The organism is Pantoea sp. JV6 (assembly GCF_025910055.1).
GTDB classification, from domain to species: Bacteria; Pseudomonadota; Gammaproteobacteria; order Enterobacterales; family Enterobacteriaceae; genus Pantoea; species Pantoea agglomerans.
Genome location: NZ_JAPCIM010000002.1, coordinates 578321 through 594269, shown reverse-complemented (window position 1 = coordinate 594269; position 15949 = coordinate 578321). Strand labels below are relative to the sequence as shown.

Below are 15949 nucleotides of genomic sequence, written 5' to 3'. Positions count from 1 at the left end.
TACACTTCTACTCAATCAAACGCTAGCTATACGCGTGCAGGGTGCGCTGACACAGCGCAGAACGCACACAATCTTCTTTGCCGAAGCGTACAATGCCAACCATCTCGTCCTCTTCGAAACGCGCCAGCGCGTCTGCGAGACCGGAAGGCACCCCAGCGGGCAAGTCGCACTGGGTAATATCGCCGTTAACAATGACCGTGACGTTTTCGCCCAGTCGGGTCAGGAACATTTTCATCTGCGCGGCGGTGACGTTCTGCGCCTCGTCCAGAATTACCACAGCATTTTCGAAAGTGCGACCACGCATATAGGCGAACGGTGCAATCTCTACCTTGGCAATTTCCGGACGCAGACAATATTGCATAAAGGATGCGCCAAGACGTTTAACCAGAATGTCATAAACCGGGCGGAAATAAGGCGCGAATTTCTCAGAAATATCGCCGGGAAGGAATCCCAGATCCTCATCTGCCTGCAGTACCGGGCGCGTAACGATAATCCTGTCGATATCCTTATTAATCAGGGCCTCAGCCGCTTTTGCGGCACTGATCCAGGTTTTACCGCACCCGGCTTCACCGGTTGCGAAGATCAGCTGTTTTCTCTCTATGGCGTTAAGATAGTGCGCCTGAGCTTCATTACGGGCTTCAATTGGCAACCGGTCACGCGTATCGCGCGCCATGCCAATGGCATCCAGTCCACTCATATGCACCAGCGAAGTGACCGACTCTTCTTCACGCTGACGATGACTTCTTGAGTCACTACGAAGCACTCTTCTTGCTTCACGACGCGCTTTGATCACTGCTTTCTGTCTTCCCATAGTGGCACCTTTCAGTTGGTTTCATTTCCTGCGTCAGGCCGGTGGCCCGTTGCGATAACGTGAACGCTTTAGAGGTTTCAGTTGGCTTCCTTTTGAGCCATGACAGGACAGGATAGTGGGTATGCAGCAGCGCAATAGCGTAGCTGAACACCGGATAAAACAGGATGCGATAAAACAAAAGAGATGGTTGAAGGAAGGAAGAAATAACGAGGCAGAATTGCCCTCGCGGTCAGGCGCAATCTATTTACTGACAGTGACTTTCCATTAAAGACTCGACCCATGCGCGAACTCCAGTGTGATACATCAACACATCCGATTACGCCTGTTTAATAAAGTGCACCATTTTGTTGGGCCTTTGCAATAGTAATTTTACCTGCTGGCAAAAGAATTGCTAATCACGTGTATGTATTTCTTTTAAGGCAAAATGTAAAAGCGTTTTATTACAGTGAATTAGCTTATTTTATATATGCCAGACAACCGCTAAAACTCAGTTTAACCTCAGTCAGCAAAGCACGAAAACCGTAAAACGTGGGCGACCAGAACAGGTACGCCCACAGTGGTTGAATTTTAATCAGGCTTCCAGCAACGACTGCGCTAAATAATGGCTGGCGTCTGGTACACCGGGCAAAACAAAAAAGTAACCGCCGCCAAAAGGCCGGATATATTCTTCCAGCGCTTCGCCGTTCAGGCGCCGCTGCACCGTGAGAAAGCCGCGTTCCAGATCGTGCTGATAGCAGACGAATAGTAACCCCATCTCCAGCTGTCCCGATGCAGAGATACCCGCGGAGTAACTGTAGCCGCGCCGTAGCATCAGGCTGCTTGCCGTCTCTGGCGTGCGGGGGTTGGCAAGACGGATGTGCGCATCCAGCGCAATTACCTCACCGTCCGGATCACGGGCGTAATCCGGAACGTCGCGCTCATGCTGCATCCCCAGCGGCGCGCCACTTAATTTCTCGCGACCAAAGATAGTCTGTTGCTCGCCCAGCGGCGTGCGATCCCACATTTCGACGTGAAAGCGGATTAACCGTACAGCCTGATAGCTGCCATTGCGCGCCCAGACCGGTTCGTCCTGATCGTCGGTCACCCACAGCAGCTGATTCATCAGAGCAGGGTTGTGGGTATCCGGATTGGCGGTGCCATCTTTGAAACCCAGCAGGTTGATCGGGGTCTCCTGCCCCTGACTTCGCGCGGCGTGATCGGAGATAAAGCCTTCGCGCCGCCAGCGTACGCCAAGCAGGTCAGGCGTATGCTTGATGATATCCCGCAGGGCATGAATCACCGTATCCTGGGTGTTGGCACAGAGCTGCAACAGCAGATCGCCATGACACTGACTGGCATCCAGCGAATCATTGGGAAAGCGTGTCATCGGCTGCAATTTTTTCGGTTTGTGCGGCGCCAGACCAAAGCGTTCATCAAACAGTGAATTGCCGACCGACACGGTAATCGTCAGATTATCAGGCGCGATAGTCGCCCCAAGAATACCGGAATCCATTGGCGGCAACCGCGGATTGGTGACTACCGGTGCCGGACCGCCCGTGGTCAGGAAGGCAATACGCTGGGTCAGCAACCGGAACAGACGCACCAGCTCCGCTTTATCGCTGCTGAGCAGATCAAACGCCACCAGCATCATCGATGCCTGCTGTGGCGTCGTGATACCCGCCTGATGCTGACCACAAAACGGCTGCATCTGCTGTCGGGCCTGCGGCGTAACCGTCCCCGGCGAAAAGCTGTCGGCGGCGGCTGCATGGAACGGACAGCCGCCACTCAGCGCTGCCGCGCCACCCAGCAGCCCCAGCCCTTTTAGTAACCGACGACGCGCAGGCTGCGCGTCATCTTCCTTGCGACTCATGATTAATCCAGACCCAGGGTGCCACGAAGTAATGAAAGATCTTCCGCCAGTGCGGTGATCGGTCCTTTCAGCGCGTTACGGTCGGCGCTGGTCAGTTTCTCATAGGATTCAAAACCGGTTTGGGTGCGGTACTTACTCAGGATCGCATCCACTTTTTTGAAGTTGGCGTCAACCTTGGCCAGCAACTGCGGGTTCGCTTTGCTTACCATTGGCCGCAGCAGCTCGACAATTTTCTGCGCGCCATCAATGTTCGCCTGGAAGTCCCACAGGTCAGTCCGGCTGTAGCGATCTTCTTCACCGGAGATTTTGCTGGAAGCGACCTCTTCAATCAGGCCTGCTGCGCCGCCGACCACTTTGGCTGGCGGGAAGGCCAGTTCGCTGATGCGCACCTGCAAATCTTTCACATCTTTATTCAGCTGCTCAGCGTAGTCCGCCATGCCTTTCGTGCTGTTATCAGCAAACAGCGCTTTCTCCAGACGGTGGAAACCGGTGAACTTAGGATCGGCCGCTTTTTTCTCATAGTCATCTTCACGGGCGTCAATGCTGCCGTCGAGATCGGAGAAGAGCTCAGCAATCGGCTCAATGCGCTCATAATACTGACGGGTCGGAGCAAACAGCGCTTTGGCTTTTTCAACGTCACCCGCTTTAACGGCGTCAGTAAAGGCCTGGGTGTTGCTCACCAGCTGTTTCACCTGATCGGTCACATAGGCTTTATATTCGGTGATCGGGCCTTCCAACTGCATACGTGCTGAGGTGCCACTTTTTGCCGCACCCTCACCGGCTTGCACAATCAGCTTGCCTTTTGGATTGCTCAGCAGCCCACAGGTCATCTCATATTCGCCCGCCTCCAGATTGGCGGTCAGTTTCTGACTGAAGCCCGGCGCGATATTCTCACGCTCTTCAACCACCATCACGCCTTTGAGGATCTCCCACTCCAGCGCTTTCTGGCTGTTGTTTTTAATCAGGAACTGGGTCTTACCGGCCTTGACCGTTAAGCTCATCGGCTCGCACTGCTTGTCGGTGACGCTTACGGTAACCTGAGGAACCGCCGCGGCCGCCGTTGCGGAGATTGCCAGCAGAGGAAGCAGCAGTGCCTTGCGGCGGAAACGCATTGTCATCTCTCTTTCCCTATCATGTTGCAGGCGTAAGATGCGCCCGTTAAATGTCAAATTACACAGTGGCCGACGCAGCAGAACGCGCAGGCATAAAGAACAGAATCAGCGCCGGGATCAGGTAGGCAAAGTAAACCGTCACTTCACTGACGCTTGGGGACTCCTGATAACCCAGCACCCCTTCCAGCAGGGTGCCGAACAGCGAATGGGTCGATAAGGTATTGCTGAGATCGAAGGCGACATCCTGAAAGCGATTCCATAAACCCGCTTCGTGGAAGGCGCGGATGGCGCCCGCTGCCAGACCCGCGGCGACAAACAGGATGAATACGCTGGTCCAGCGGAAGAAATGGGCCATGTTAAGACGGATACCGCCCCAGTAGAGCAGCATGCCCAGCACGACCGCGGTTGCCAGACCCAGCACCGCGCCAATCGGCGGCGCATAACCGACATCCTGGGTAAACGCCGCCAGCAGGAAGAACACAGACTCCAGCCCTTCGCGCGCCACGGCAAGAAACACCATCAGCACCAGTGCCAGACCGCCACGACCTGAGCGTTGCAGCGCCTGATCGACCGCGTGTTCAAGCTCGACCCTGATGTTGCGGGCGACTTTGCGCATCCAGAAAACCATTGAGGTGAGGATCACCACCGCAATCAGCGCCACGATGCCCTCAAACAGCTCCTGCTCTTTCTGCGGGAACTCACCGGTGGTGGCATTGATGAACAGACCCAGGCCCAGACAGAGCCCGGCGGCAATAAACACGCCAGCCCACATCGCGGGAAACCATTGGGTGCGCTGGGTGCGTTTGAGATAGCTGGCTATCAGGCTGACTATCAGCGCGGCTTCAAGCCCTTCGCGCAGCATGATGAGAAAAGGAACAAACATCGCCAACCTCTTGAATGTTAAGCAGCGTCAATAAACAGTAAAATAAGGTAAAGTGTAAACGATACCGATTATCATTATCGCTGAGAAAAAAACAAGTTGCCGGTGGAGATAATTTCATCTTTGAGTGGTTTATCTTTGTAACAAAAAAGCCCGCCCCTTTCGGGACGGGCCAGGCGATTAACGCCTCGCTTATTTTGTCTGGAACTCCGCCTCTGCAGCGACAAAGCGCTGCTGCGCTTCTGCTGATGGCTCACGGCCCATCAGCGTGAACACTACAATGGCGATGCTGGCGAAAATGAAGCCCGGGATGATTTCATACAGTCCCAGCCAGCCATACTGTTTCCACACCAGCACGGTCAGCGCACCGACGATCATGCCCGCCAGCGCACCGTTGCGGTTCATCCGCTTCCAGCAGACACCAAACAGTACCACCGGACCAAACGCCGCACCGAAGCCCGCCCAGGCGTAGCTCACCAGGCCCAGCACGCGGTTTTCCGGGTTAGCCGCCAGCGCGATCGCAATCAGCGCCACCAGCAGCACCATCAGACGCCCTACCCATACCAGCTCTTTCTGGCTGGCATTTTTACGCAGTAAGCCTTTGTAGAGATCTTCGGTCAGGGCGCTGGAGCAGACCAGCAGCTGACAGCTCAGCGTTGACATCACGGCTGCCAGGATCGCTGACAGCAGAATACCGGCAATCCACGGGTTGAACAGGATACGCGCCAGCTCGATAAAGACCCGCTCCGCATTGGCGTTAACGCCAACCGCCAGCGTCGGGTTGTTCTGGAAGTAGGCAATACCGAAGAAGCCCACCGCCACGGCACCGGCCAGACAGAGCACCATCCAGGTCATACCGATACGGCGAGCGGTACGGATTGAACGATGCGAATCCGCCGCCATAAAGCGCGCCAGAATATGGGGCTGCCCGAAGTAGCCCAGGCCCCAGCCGAGCAGGGAGATCACCGCGACGAAGTTCAGTCCCTTCAGCATGTCGAGGTTTTCCAGGCTCTTCGCTTCAATCACCGCCAGCGAATCAGACCAGCCGCCGACCGCGATAATCACAAACACCGGCGTCAGGATCAGCGCAAAAATCATCAGGCTCGCCTGAACGGTATCGGTCCAGCTCACCGCCAGGAAACCGCCCACCAGCGTATAGAGAATGGTCGCCGCTGCACCCGCCCACAGAGCGGTCTGGTAACTCATACCAAAGGTGCTTTCAAACAGACGCGCACCGGCTACCACGCCTGAGGCGCAATAGATGGTGAAGAACACCAGGATCACAATGGCGGAGATCACGCGCAGGATTTTACTGTGGTCCTCAAAGCGGCTGGTAAAGAAGTCCGGCAGCGTCAGGGCGTTGTTGTGATGTTCAGTCTGAACCCGCAGGCGACCGGCCACGATTTTCCAGTTCAGCCAGGCACCGATCGTCAGGCCAATCGCAATCCAGCTTTCAGAGATACCGGAGATGAAGATCGCACCCGGTAAGCCCATCAGCAGCCAGCCGCTCATATCGGATGCACCGGCTGAGAGTGCTGTGACCACGCTACCCAGACTGCGGCCACCGAGGATGTAATCATCAAAGTTTTTGGTTGAGCGATAAGCCACAAACCCGATTAATACCATCCCAAGAATATAAACCAAAAAGGTCACCAGCAAAGGTGTACTTACACTCATCTTTCTCTCCACTTATTATTTGATATCCCAGAGAAATCGCCAGCTACCCGCCTGCCGGAACGGGGCAAAGCGGGCCGATTTTCTTCGTCAGGGCGTCACTCATTTCCCAGCGGCGCGGTATCCTGCCGGAAAGGCGTTGTGCGCACAATGGATTTAACACAGGCGTTACAGTGATTTCACTAACCGTTTGTGAAAACGTGCTCATAGGTTGCACTCGCTCACAGTTATCCGGTTGCACCGTCGTATTACCTGTCTGAAACCCGCTTTTCATCGGGTCTGCCAGCCTGGCGAGGATCTTGCAGCAATATCCGTGCCGCATTGCGGGATTTAACAATCGTCGACGTTAAAAGGGTGTTAACTGGCTCACATTTAACACGGTTGCACAAAGTTGCAACTTAAGTGATAGTGCAGCCAACGCCGTATCGAACCACTATCAAGGAGCTCTGGAGTCATGGCTACAACCACCATGGGTGTAAAACTGGATGACGCGACACGCGAGCGCATCAAACTGGCTGCGCAGCGCATCGATCGCACGCCACACTGGCTGATTAAACAGGCGATCTTTAACTACCTGGGCCAGCTGGAAACCGGCGATACCGTGCCGGAGATCCCGCTTTCTGCTCAGGCGGCCGCAGAGTCCGACGACACCCAGCCAGAGGAGACGCACCAGCCGTTCCTTGATTTCGCAGAGCAGATTTTACCTCAGTCAGTGACCCGTTCAGCGGTGACCGCCGCATGGCGTCGTCCGGAGACTGATGCGGTGCCAATGATGCTGGAACAGGCACGTTTACCGGCGGCGCTGGCAGAGAAAACCCATCAGCTGGCTTACCAGCTTGCCGACAAGCTGCGGCACCAGAAAGGGGCAACCGGACGCGCGGGCATGGTGCAGAGCCTGCTGCAGGAGTTCTCACTCTCCTCCCATGAAGGTGTGGCGCTGATGTGTCTGGCTGAAGCGCTACTGCGTATTCCCGACAAGCCAACACGTGATGCGCTGATCCGCGACAAGATCAGCAACGGCAACTGGCAGTCACATCTGGGACGCAGCCCGTCACTGTTTGTCAACGCGGCGACCTGGGGCCTGCTGTTCACCGGCCGCCTGGTCTCGACCCACAACGAGTCGAATCTCTCAAGCTCGCTTAACCGCATTATCGGTAAGGGTGGCGAACCGCTGATCCGCAAAGGCGTGGATATGGCGATGCGTCTGATGGGCGAGCAGTTCGTCACCGGTGAAACCATTGCCGAAGCGCTGGCTAACGCCCGCAAGCTGGAAGAGAAAGGCTTCCGCTACTCCTATGACATGCTGGGCGAAGCGGCCCTGACGGCAGGCGATGCCAAAGCCTATCTGCTCTCTTATCAGCAGGCGATCCATGCCATTGGTAAAGCGTCGAATGGTCGTGGCATCTATGAAGGTCCCGGCATCTCTATCAAGCTCTCAGCACTGCATCCCCGCTACAGCCGGGCGCAGTATGAGCGCGTGATGGAAGAGCTCTACCCTATTCTGAAATCGCTGACGCTGCTGGCCCGCTCTTATGACATCGGCATCAACATCGATGCAGAAGAGGCGGACCGGCTGGAACTGTCGCTGGATTTACTGGAGAAACTCTGTTTCGAGCCAGAGCTGGAAGGCTGGAACGGCATCGGTTTTGTGATTCAGGCCTACATGAAGCGCTGTCCGTTTGTGATTGATGAGCTGATCGATCTGGCGCAGCGCAGCCGCCGTCGCCTGATGATTCGTCTGGTGAAAGGCGCGTACTGGGACAGCGAAATCAAACGCGCCCAGATGGAAGGCCTGGAAGGCTATCCGGTCTACACCCGCAAGGTTTACACCGATATCTCTTACCTGGCCTGCGCCCGCAAACTGCTGGCCGTGCCAAGCCTGATCTATCCGCAATTCGCTACCCATAATGCCCACACCCTGGCGGCGATTTATCAGCTGGCGGGCAACAACTACTATCCCGGTCAGTATGAGTTCCAGTGCCTGCACGGCATGGGCGAACCGCTCTATGAGCAGGTGGTCGGCAAAGTGGCGGACGGCAAACTTAACCGCCCCTGCCGTATCTATGCGCCGGTCGGTACCCATGAAACCCTGCTGGCCTATCTGGTGCGCCGCCTGTTAGAAAACGGGGCCAACACCTCCTTTGTTAACCGCATTGCCGATACCTCGCTGCCGATTGATGAACTGGTGGCCGATCCGGTGAGCGCGGTGGAGAAGCTGGGTGCCAGCGAAGGTGCCATTGGTCTGCCGCATCCGAAAATCCCCCTGCCGCGCGATCTGTATGGCGATAACCGCGTCAACTCTGCGGGTCTGGATATGGCCAACGAACACCGTCTTGCCTCACTCTCCAGCGCCCTGCTGAGCAGCGCCGCACAGCCCTGCCTGGCCGAGCCAATGATCGACGGTGAAGCGGGTGCCGGCGAGTTGCGCGACATTCTGAACCCGGCAGCGCCTGGCGACCGCGTAGGTCAGGTCCGTGAAGCCACAGAGCAGGAAGTTTCTGTGGCGCTGGATGCCGCGGTGAACAGCGGGCCAATCTGGTTTGCCACACCACCGCAGGAGCGTGCCGCCATTCTGGAACGCGCCGCACAGATCATGGAAGGCCAGATGCAGCAGCTGCTTGGCATCCTGGTGCGTGAAGCGGGCAAAACCTACAACAACGCCATCGCGGAAGTGCGCGAAGCGGTTGATTTCCTCTATTACTACGCCGGAATGGTGCGTGACGATTTCGACAACGAAACCCATCGTCCGCTGGGGCCGGTGGTCTGCATCAGTCCATGGAACTTCCCGCTGGCGATCTTTACCGGTCAGATTGCGGCTGCACTGGCAGCGGGCAACAGCGTGCTGGCCAAACCGGCCGAGCAGACACCGCTGATTGCCGCACAGGCGGTTCAGATCCTGCTGGATGCGGGTGTGCCGCCAGGCGTGCTGCAACTGCTGCCAGGTCAGGGTGAAACCGTCGGTGCACAGCTGACCGGTGACGTTCGGGTGCGTGGCGTGATGTTTACCGGTTCAACTGCGGTGGCGACACTGCTGCAGCGTAATCTGGCGGGTCGCCTTGACCAGCACGGTCGTCCTGTGCCGCTGATTGCTGAGACCGGCGGGATGAATGCGATGATCGTCGACTCTTCCGCGCTGACTGAGCAGGTGGTGATCGATATCGTCGCCTCTGCCTTCGACAGTGCCGGACAGCGCTGTTCTGCCCTGCGCCTGCTCTGCATTCAGGAAGATGTCGCCGACCATACCCTGAAGATGCTGCGTGGCGCGATGGCGGAGTGCCGCATGGGCAATCCGGAACGCTTCTCGACCGACATCGGTCCGGTCATTGATGCCGAAGCGAAAGCCAATATCGATCGCCATATTCAGGCGATGCGTAATAAAGGCTTCACGGTCTATCAGGCGGTGCAGGAAAACCCGCAGGACAGCAAAGAGTGGAATAGCGGTACCTTTGTTAAACCGACACTGATTGAGCTGGGTCAGGTCAGCGATCTGGATAAAGAGATTTTTGGCCCGGTGCTGCACGTGGTGCGTTTCACCCGCAATAACCTGCCGCAGCTGGTTGAGCAGATCAATGCGTCCGGCTATGGCCTGACGCTGGGCGTACATACCCGCATCGACGAAACGATTGCACAGGTTACGGCGAACGCCCGAGTCGGCAATCTCTACGTCAACCGCAATATGGTGGGCGCGGTGGTCGGCGTACAGCCGTTTGGTGGCGAGGGCTTATCCGGTACCGGTCCGAAAGCGGGCGGTCCGCTCTATCTTTACCGCTTGCTGGCGCATCGTCCGGATAGTGCGCTGCGTCTGACTTTTGATCGTCAGGATGCAGAACGCCCGGCGGACAGCACGCTGCGTCAGTCACTGCTGGCACCGCATCTGGCACTCAGCAACTGGGCTAAGGATAAGCCTGAACTGGCTGAACTCTGCCAGCACTATGGCGATCTGGCGCAGGCGGGCGTGGTCCGGCTGCTGCCTGGCCCGACAGGCGAGCGCAATACCTTCTCACTGTTGCCGCGTGATCAGGTGCTCTGTCTGGCTGATAACGAGCAGGATGCGTTAATCCAGCTGGCCGCGGTGACCAGCGTCGGCAGTAAAGCACTGTGGCAGGATGATGAGCTGCATCGCACCCTGCTGGCCTCACTGCCGGATGCAGTGAAAGCGCGCATCACGCTGGCGCGTGACCCGTTAGCGGCAGAGTTTGATGCAGTGATCTATCACGGCGATGCCGATCAGCTGCGTACCCTGTGTGAACAGATTGCCGCACGTGAAGGCGCGATTGTGTCGGTGCAGGGCTTTGCCCGCGGCGAGACCAATCTGCTGCTGGAGCGTCTGCTGATTGAGCGTTCGCTGAGTGTGAATACCGCTGCGGCAGGCGGTAATGCGAGCCTGATGACCATAGGGTAGCGCTGAAGCTTAAGGGGGTTGTTCGCTGCGCGAACGGGGCTGGGATTGTTCGCTGCGCGAACGGGCTATGAGAAGGTTTCGTTCGCCTGGTAAGCCAGGCAGTTTCAGATTCGCCTCTGCAGGCGACCGACAAGGGGGCGCCAGTCGCCGCGCCCCCTTGACCCCGGGCTCCGGCCTGCTTCACCGCCGCTTCGCGGTTCCTTCGCTACTTCAGGATTTCTCACGGACCAGCGGGACGCGCCATCCATGGCGCGAACCCGCCTCTTCGCGACATCCCTGTCGCTCGTCCTGAAATCCCTCATCCGCTCAGCGGTTCTGACGGCCTCCCCACCCCCTCGCTGTTATCTTTTCTTTTTATGTTGGGTTCGCTGTCGCTGTGAGTTTGGGATTGCCTCTGACTTTCGGCTCAGCACACAGAATGGCATTCAACCCACCCGCTGTTATCTCTGCTTTTATGTTGAGTGCTTTATCGCTGTGGTTTTTTGGGATTGCCTCTGACTTTAGGCTCAGCACACAGAATGGCATTCAAACCTAACCGCTGTTATCTCGTTTTCAGGTCACTAAGAGTGTTGCGGTGAGATTCCGGAATTGAGACTGGCTTTCGGATCACCAGACAACGCTGCACTAATGAAAACACAAAGAAATCACCGGCAGGGGTTTACCAGAGGCGTCCGAAGCGCTGAGGAACAACCGGAGGCCAGGATGAGCCGACAGGACGTCGGCGAAAGGACGGTACGAGCCAGGGATGGCGAGTCCGGACGGTCCGTCGGCCGCAGGGCGTGACGAAGGCACCCCGCACAGCGGGGCGCGCAGGCAGCCGGACGCCGGGATTGTTAAGGGGCGGGCGTCCGCCCCTTAACGCGGCCGCCTGCACAGGCAACCTGAAACTCCCCATCGCCTGGCGGGCGAAACCCGCTCAGTGCTAACGCCTTGCATTGAGAAACCTTTTAATTGCGATCCTGCTACAACGTGAAACCAATCTGCTTCTTCCCCGCTTTCAGCGGCCTGAACCCAGCCAGTCCGGGTGACAAACCCACCGGCAGGGGTTTGCCAGAGGCGTCCGAAGCGCTGAGGAACAACCGCAGGCCAGGATGAGCCGACAGGACGTCGGCGAAAGGACGGCACGAGCCAGGGATGGCGAGTCCGGACGGTCCGTCGGCCGCAGGGCGTGACGAAGGCACCCCGCACAGCGGGGCGCGCAGGCAGCCGGACGCCGGGATTGTTAAGGGGCGGGCGTCCGCCCCTTGACGCGGCCGCCTGCACAGGCAACCTGAAACTCCCATACGCCTGGCGGGCGAAACCTGCTCAGTGTTTACGCGCGGCTAAGTGAACTAAAACGCCCCATCGCCTTGCAGGCGAAACCCGCTCAGTGCAAGCCCGCTGCAAAGCGTAACTTCCCCGCTGCTAAGCGTAACTTACCCACCGCTCGCGCCGCCAGGCGCTCTTTTCATTAACGTCGGGAACACAAACAGCGACTGCCCGACTCCGCGATTGGTCAGCGACCAGATTGCCACTGAACAGAGCGAGCAGAGACCCACGATGGCCACCGGATAGAAACAGGCCCAGAGAAACGAAAACCACGCCTGCTCGAACAGATGATGCCGCTGCGCGAACAGAATCGCAGACATACCAAAAAACTCGATAAAAATACGATGGATGACATAAATCTGCAGCGTATTGCGGCCAACCCAGTTGAGATAGCGCATGCTGAAGTGCTGATTCAGCCAGCGACAGGCCGCGATACTGAATAACACCGCCAGTACACACAGGAACAGACTCTTATCCAGACCGACTAGCACATGAATCCCGGCGGCTGCCGCCAGTAGCGCCCAGGGCATCAGATTCTCACGCCGCCATTCACTCAGGCGCAGCATCGTCTGGCTCCAGAATGCCCCTAACAGGAAGAACACAAAATATTGGGCCAGGCTCTGTGGTCCCCAGAACGGGATCACTTTTTCTGCCGCCAGATAATTCAGCAGGATCGCCACCGCCACCAGGGCCAGCTTATATTGACGGAAAACTTTAGCACAGAGGAAATAGAGTCCCAGCCCATACAGATACCACGAGGTGCTCATAGCCATAAAGGTCAGCTTGAGAAACTCGAATAGCGAACCCGCATAGGCGGCATTAAGGTTCTGCGAAATACGCTGGCCAGTAATTTCAGTGGAGATACCGATAATTGACCACCACTGAATAAACCCCCACAGAATATAGAGATAAAAAAGATTGGTGATGCGACTGGTAAATACCTGCTTCCATGGCCGGTTCAGAATGCCATTGGTCGCCAGCAATCCCGAGACGAAGAAAAAGGCGGGCATACGCAGCGGCGACAGTACCGTATTAAACTGTATCCATATTTCGGCGGGGATCCATCCGGCAGAGAGATATTTCATCGTCCCTTCAAAGCCGGGTAAAACTGTGTGGTACAGGACCACCAGTAATATGCAGGCGCCCTTCAGGGTATCTACCCACAATATCTGATCTGACTTAGTCTGGTTCATTCAATGACTCCTGCTGTGTAGGTCAGAATGCTGGAAAGTAAAAGCGAGGAAATCAGTATTGCTTTTATGATTATCCGGCAATTATTCGCCATTGAACCGGTGATGAATGTAGCGAAACTCTTAAAAGCCGCTGAGTGGCCCTGTTACCACAGTTATTTACTTAGCAGAACGTTTCCTTACACTTATTAATATCGACGCAACACACTAATTAGCAGTGCCGCAGCCTGTTTAAAGGATAATGTTGCTTCATAATTCAGAAAATATAATTAAGAGAAAGTGGCAACGGGAAAAGCCAATATATCCCCGATGAAAAGAAAAGATTTGTCAGATGTGCCAAAAGGTTTAACAGCGGCAGAGTTATTTATGATACTGCGCCTGTTAATAACGTGACCATAGCCATTTGCAGCTTAAAAAATGAGGGTTTTAAACAGGTTAAAACTGCCTTCCTGGGAAGGCAGTGTGGATTACTGATTCAGAAATTTATCAAGGAACTGACGGGTGCGCGGCTGCTGAGGGTTACTGAACAACGCTTTCGCTTCGCCCTGCTCCACAATCCGCCCCTGATCCATAAAAATGGCGCGGTCAGCCACATCGCGGGCAAAGCTCATCTCATGCGTGACGATGACCATGGTGCGTTTCTCTTCGGCCAGCGCGCGAATGGTGCTGAGCACCTCGCCCACCAGCTCCGGATCCAGTGCCGAGGTCGGTTCATCAAACAGGATCACTTCCGGCCGCATCGCCAGCGCACGCGCAATCGCCACGCGCTGTTGCTGCCCGCCCGACAGACGGCGCGGATAGCTCTCTTCTTTGCCGTGCAGCCCGACCTTCTCCAGCAGCGTGCGGGCGCGGGCTACCGCATCCGCTTTCGCTTCGCCTTTGACGATCACCGGCCCTTCAATAATGTTCTCCATCACCGAACGATGCGGAAACAGATTGAAGTTCTGGAAGACAAACCCGACCTGCTGACGCAGACGACGCACCTGCTCTTTCTGCTTACTCTGTGCCAGCGCTGCATCAACGGTAATCTCTCCAACGCGGATGGTGCCGCTATCCGGCACTTCCAGCAGATTGATACTGCGCAGCAGCGTGGTTTTACCTGATCCGCTGGGGCCGATAATGGCCACCACTTCACCGGCGGCCACATCAAGGTCGATGTCGTGCAGCACCGTCTGGCCGTTAAAAGACTTCACCAGCTTTCTGACTTCGATGGCGCTCATTTCGACTCCGAATCCTGACGATTAACATGCTGTTCCAGCCGGTTCTGCAACGCAGATAACACCGTTGCCATCACCCAGTAGATCAGCGAGGCTGCCAGATACATGGTAAAGACTTCCAGCGTGCGTGAGGTGATCAACTGCGCCTGACGGAACAGCTCCGGTACCTGAATGGTCGCCGCCAGCGAGGTATCTTTCACCAGGCTGATAAAGCTGTTGCCCAGCGGGGGCAGCGCGGTGCGGGCTGCCTGTGGCAGGATCACCCGGCGCAGGGTTTGCCAGCGCGTCATGCCGATACTTGCCGCCGCTTCCCACTGCCCGCGCTCAATCGATGAAATCGCGCCACGCAGTGACTCTGAGGCATAGGCTGCGGTATTCAGGGAAAGACCAATCATCGCGGAGGGGATCGGATCCAGTTCAATGCCAAACTGCGGCAGGCCGTAATAGATCATAAACAGCTGGGCGATCAGCGGCGTGCCACGAAAGATCGAGACATAGATTCGTGCCAGCCAGCGAACCGGCCAGAAGCGCGACAGACGCATCAGCGCCAGAATAAAGCCCAGCAGCAGGCCAAAGAACATGCCGCCGATGCTGAGCTGCAGCGTAAACAGTGCGCCTTTTAATAAAAAAGGTGCTGAATCCAGCACCAGTTGAAGACTTTCCTGCATTATTTCGTCACGTCCGCGCCAAACCATTTCTGAGACAGCTTGCTCAGCGAGCCATCTTTCTGCATGTCAGCAATGGCCTGGTCGATCGCTTTCAGCAGGTCGTCGTTGCCTTTACGTACCGCCACGCCCGATTCCTGACGAGAGAACGCATCGCCCGCGACCGCCATGGTATCGCCCGTTTTCTTCACCAGATCCAGCGCGGCCAGACGGTCAACCAGAATGGCATTCAGACGGCCAGAACGCAGATCCTGATATTTCGTCGGGTCATCATCATAGGTGCGGATGTCCACGCCCTTCACATTCTCACGCAGCCACTGCTCGTAGTTGGTGCCCAGACCGACGCCCACTTTTTTACCGGCCAGGTCAGCAGGTTTGGTGATGGTGTTCGCATTGGCTTTCATGGTCAGCGCCTGAATGCCGGAGACCGTGTATGGCGTGGAGAAGTCATACTTCTTCTTACGCTCATCAGAGATGGTGACCTGGTTGATGACCACATCGATGCGCTTCGCGTCGAGTGAGGCCAGCATGCCGTCCCACTTGGTCGGTTTCAGGCTCGCCTTGACGCCCATGTGCTGTGCCAGCTGTTCCGCGAATTCCACTTCAAAGCCGGTCAGCTTGCCCTTTTCATCCTGGAAGCTGAATGGCGGATAGGTGCCTTCCAGACCCACCAGCAGCGTGCCGCGCTCTTTAATTTTGTTCAGCAGATTTTCCGCTGCAAAGGTTTTAACGTTGACGCCAGCAATCAGCGCCACGGCCATGACGCCCATCATCATCTGACGACCTGCACGAGAAAAGGACATATTCACCCCATTATTGACAGTATTGTGTGTGTGTTCTT

General features: G+C 56.4%; 10 protein-coding genes. 1 reads left to right on the top strand and 9 read right to left on the bottom strand.

Annotated features, from left to right (window positions below):
* Positions 1–22: 22 nt before the first annotated feature.
* The 5 genes from phoH to putP form a co-directional block, all read right to left on the bottom strand.
* A complete protein-coding gene (gene phoH / locus OK412_RS03355; protein WP_010258505.1) occupies positions 23–811 on the bottom strand; it encodes a phosphate starvation-inducible protein PhoH in 789 nt (262 codons plus the stop codon).
* Between the two features lie 571 nt (positions 812–1382).
* Positions 1383–2660: an iron uptake transporter deferrochelatase/peroxidase subunit gene (gene efeB, locus OK412_RS03350; RefSeq protein ID WP_264352686.1), complete on the bottom strand. Its 1278-nt coding sequence runs from the start codon at positions 2658–2660 to the stop codon at positions 1383–1385.
* 2 nt (positions 2661–2662) lie between these two features.
* A complete protein-coding gene (gene efeO, locus OK412_RS03345) occupies positions 2663–3778 on the bottom strand; it encodes an iron uptake system protein EfeO (RefSeq protein WP_033772025.1) in 1116 nt (371 codons plus the stop codon).
* Between the two features lie 52 nt (positions 3779–3830).
* The gene (gene efeU / locus OK412_RS03340; protein WP_264352685.1) at positions 3831–4655 is read right to left on the bottom strand and encodes an iron uptake transporter permease EfeU; all 825 of its coding nucleotides are present in this window, start codon (positions 4653–4655) and stop codon (positions 3831–3833) included.
* Positions 4656–4844: 189 nt separating this feature from the next.
* The gene (gene putP / locus OK412_RS03335; protein WP_264352684.1) at positions 4845–6329 is read right to left on the bottom strand and encodes a sodium/proline symporter PutP; all 1485 of its coding nucleotides are present in this window, start codon (positions 6327–6329) and stop codon (positions 4845–4847) included.
* Positions 6330–6780: 451 nt separating this feature from the next.
* Between putP and putA the strand changes: the two genes are divergently transcribed.
* Positions 6781–10728 carry a trifunctional transcriptional regulator/proline dehydrogenase/L-glutamate gamma-semialdehyde dehydrogenase gene (putA, locus tag OK412_RS03330; RefSeq protein WP_264352683.1) on the top strand — a complete coding sequence of 1316 codons (3948 nt, stop codon included), beginning with the start codon at positions 6781–6783 and terminating at the stop codon, positions 10726–10728.
* A 1415-nt stretch (positions 10729–12143) separates the two neighbouring features.
* Here putA and OK412_RS03325 read toward each other — a convergent pair.
* From OK412_RS03325 to tcyJ, 4 genes are all read right to left on the bottom strand, one after another.
* Positions 12144–13229: an acyltransferase family protein gene (locus OK412_RS03325; RefSeq protein WP_264352682.1), complete on the bottom strand. Its 1086-nt coding sequence runs from the start codon at positions 13227–13229 to the stop codon at positions 12144–12146.
* 464 nt (positions 13230–13693) lie between these two features.
* Positions 13694–14446, bottom strand: coding sequence for an L-cystine ABC transporter ATP-binding protein TcyN (tcyN, locus tag OK412_RS03320; RefSeq protein ID WP_010247571.1), 753 nt, complete (start codon positions 14444–14446; stop codon positions 13694–13696).
* Positions 14443–15111: a cystine ABC transporter permease gene (gene tcyL, locus OK412_RS03315; RefSeq protein ID WP_003854540.1), complete on the bottom strand. Its 669-nt coding sequence runs from the start codon at positions 15109–15111 to the stop codon at positions 14443–14445. Before tcyL ends, tcyN begins: the two co-directional genes overlap by 4 nt.
* Positions 15111–15911 carry a cystine ABC transporter substrate-binding protein gene (gene tcyJ, locus OK412_RS03310; protein WP_010247584.1) on the bottom strand — a complete coding sequence of 267 codons (801 nt, stop codon included), beginning with the start codon at positions 15909–15911 and terminating at the stop codon, positions 15111–15113. The genes tcyL and tcyJ overlap by 1 nt, the downstream gene beginning before the upstream one ends.
* Between the last annotated feature and the right edge of the window lie 38 nt (positions 15912–15949).

What these genes read in the sequence shown, in the direction of transcription:
- OK412_RS03325 (WP_264352682.1), bottom strand. Translation starts at nt 13,229, where the DNA reads ATGAACCAGACTAAGTCAGATCAGATATTGTGGGTAGATACCCTGAAG.
- putA (WP_264352683.1), top strand. Translation starts at nt 6,781, where the DNA reads ATGGCTACAACCACCATGGGTGTAAAACTGGATGACGCGACACGCGAG.
- tcyL (WP_003854540.1), bottom strand. Translation starts at nt 15,111, where the DNA reads ATGCAGGAAAGTCTTCAACTGGTGCTGGATTCAGCACCTTTTTTATTA.
- putP (WP_264352684.1), bottom strand. Translation starts at nt 6,329, where the DNA reads ATGAGTGTAAGTACACCTTTGCTGGTGACCTTTTTGGTTTATATTCTT.
- efeB (WP_264352686.1), bottom strand. Translation starts at nt 2,660, where the DNA reads ATGAGTCGCAAGGAAGATGACGCGCAGCCTGCGCGTCGTCGGTTACTA.
- tcyN (WP_010247571.1), bottom strand. Translation starts at nt 14,446, where the DNA reads ATGAGCGCCATCGAAGTCAGAAAGCTGGTGAAGTCTTTTAACGGCCAG.
- tcyJ (WP_010247584.1), bottom strand. Translation starts at nt 15,911, where the DNA reads ATGTCCTTTTCTCGTGCAGGTCGTCAGATGATGATGGGCGTCATGGCC.
- efeO (WP_033772025.1), bottom strand. Translation starts at nt 3,778, where the DNA reads ATGACAATGCGTTTCCGCCGCAAGGCACTGCTGCTTCCTCTGCTGGCA.
- efeU (WP_264352685.1), bottom strand. Translation starts at nt 4,655, where the DNA reads ATGTTTGTTCCTTTTCTCATCATGCTGCGCGAAGGGCTTGAAGCCGCG.
- phoH (WP_010258505.1), bottom strand. Translation starts at nt 811, where the DNA reads ATGGGAAGACAGAAAGCAGTGATCAAAGCGCGTCGTGAAGCAAGAAGA.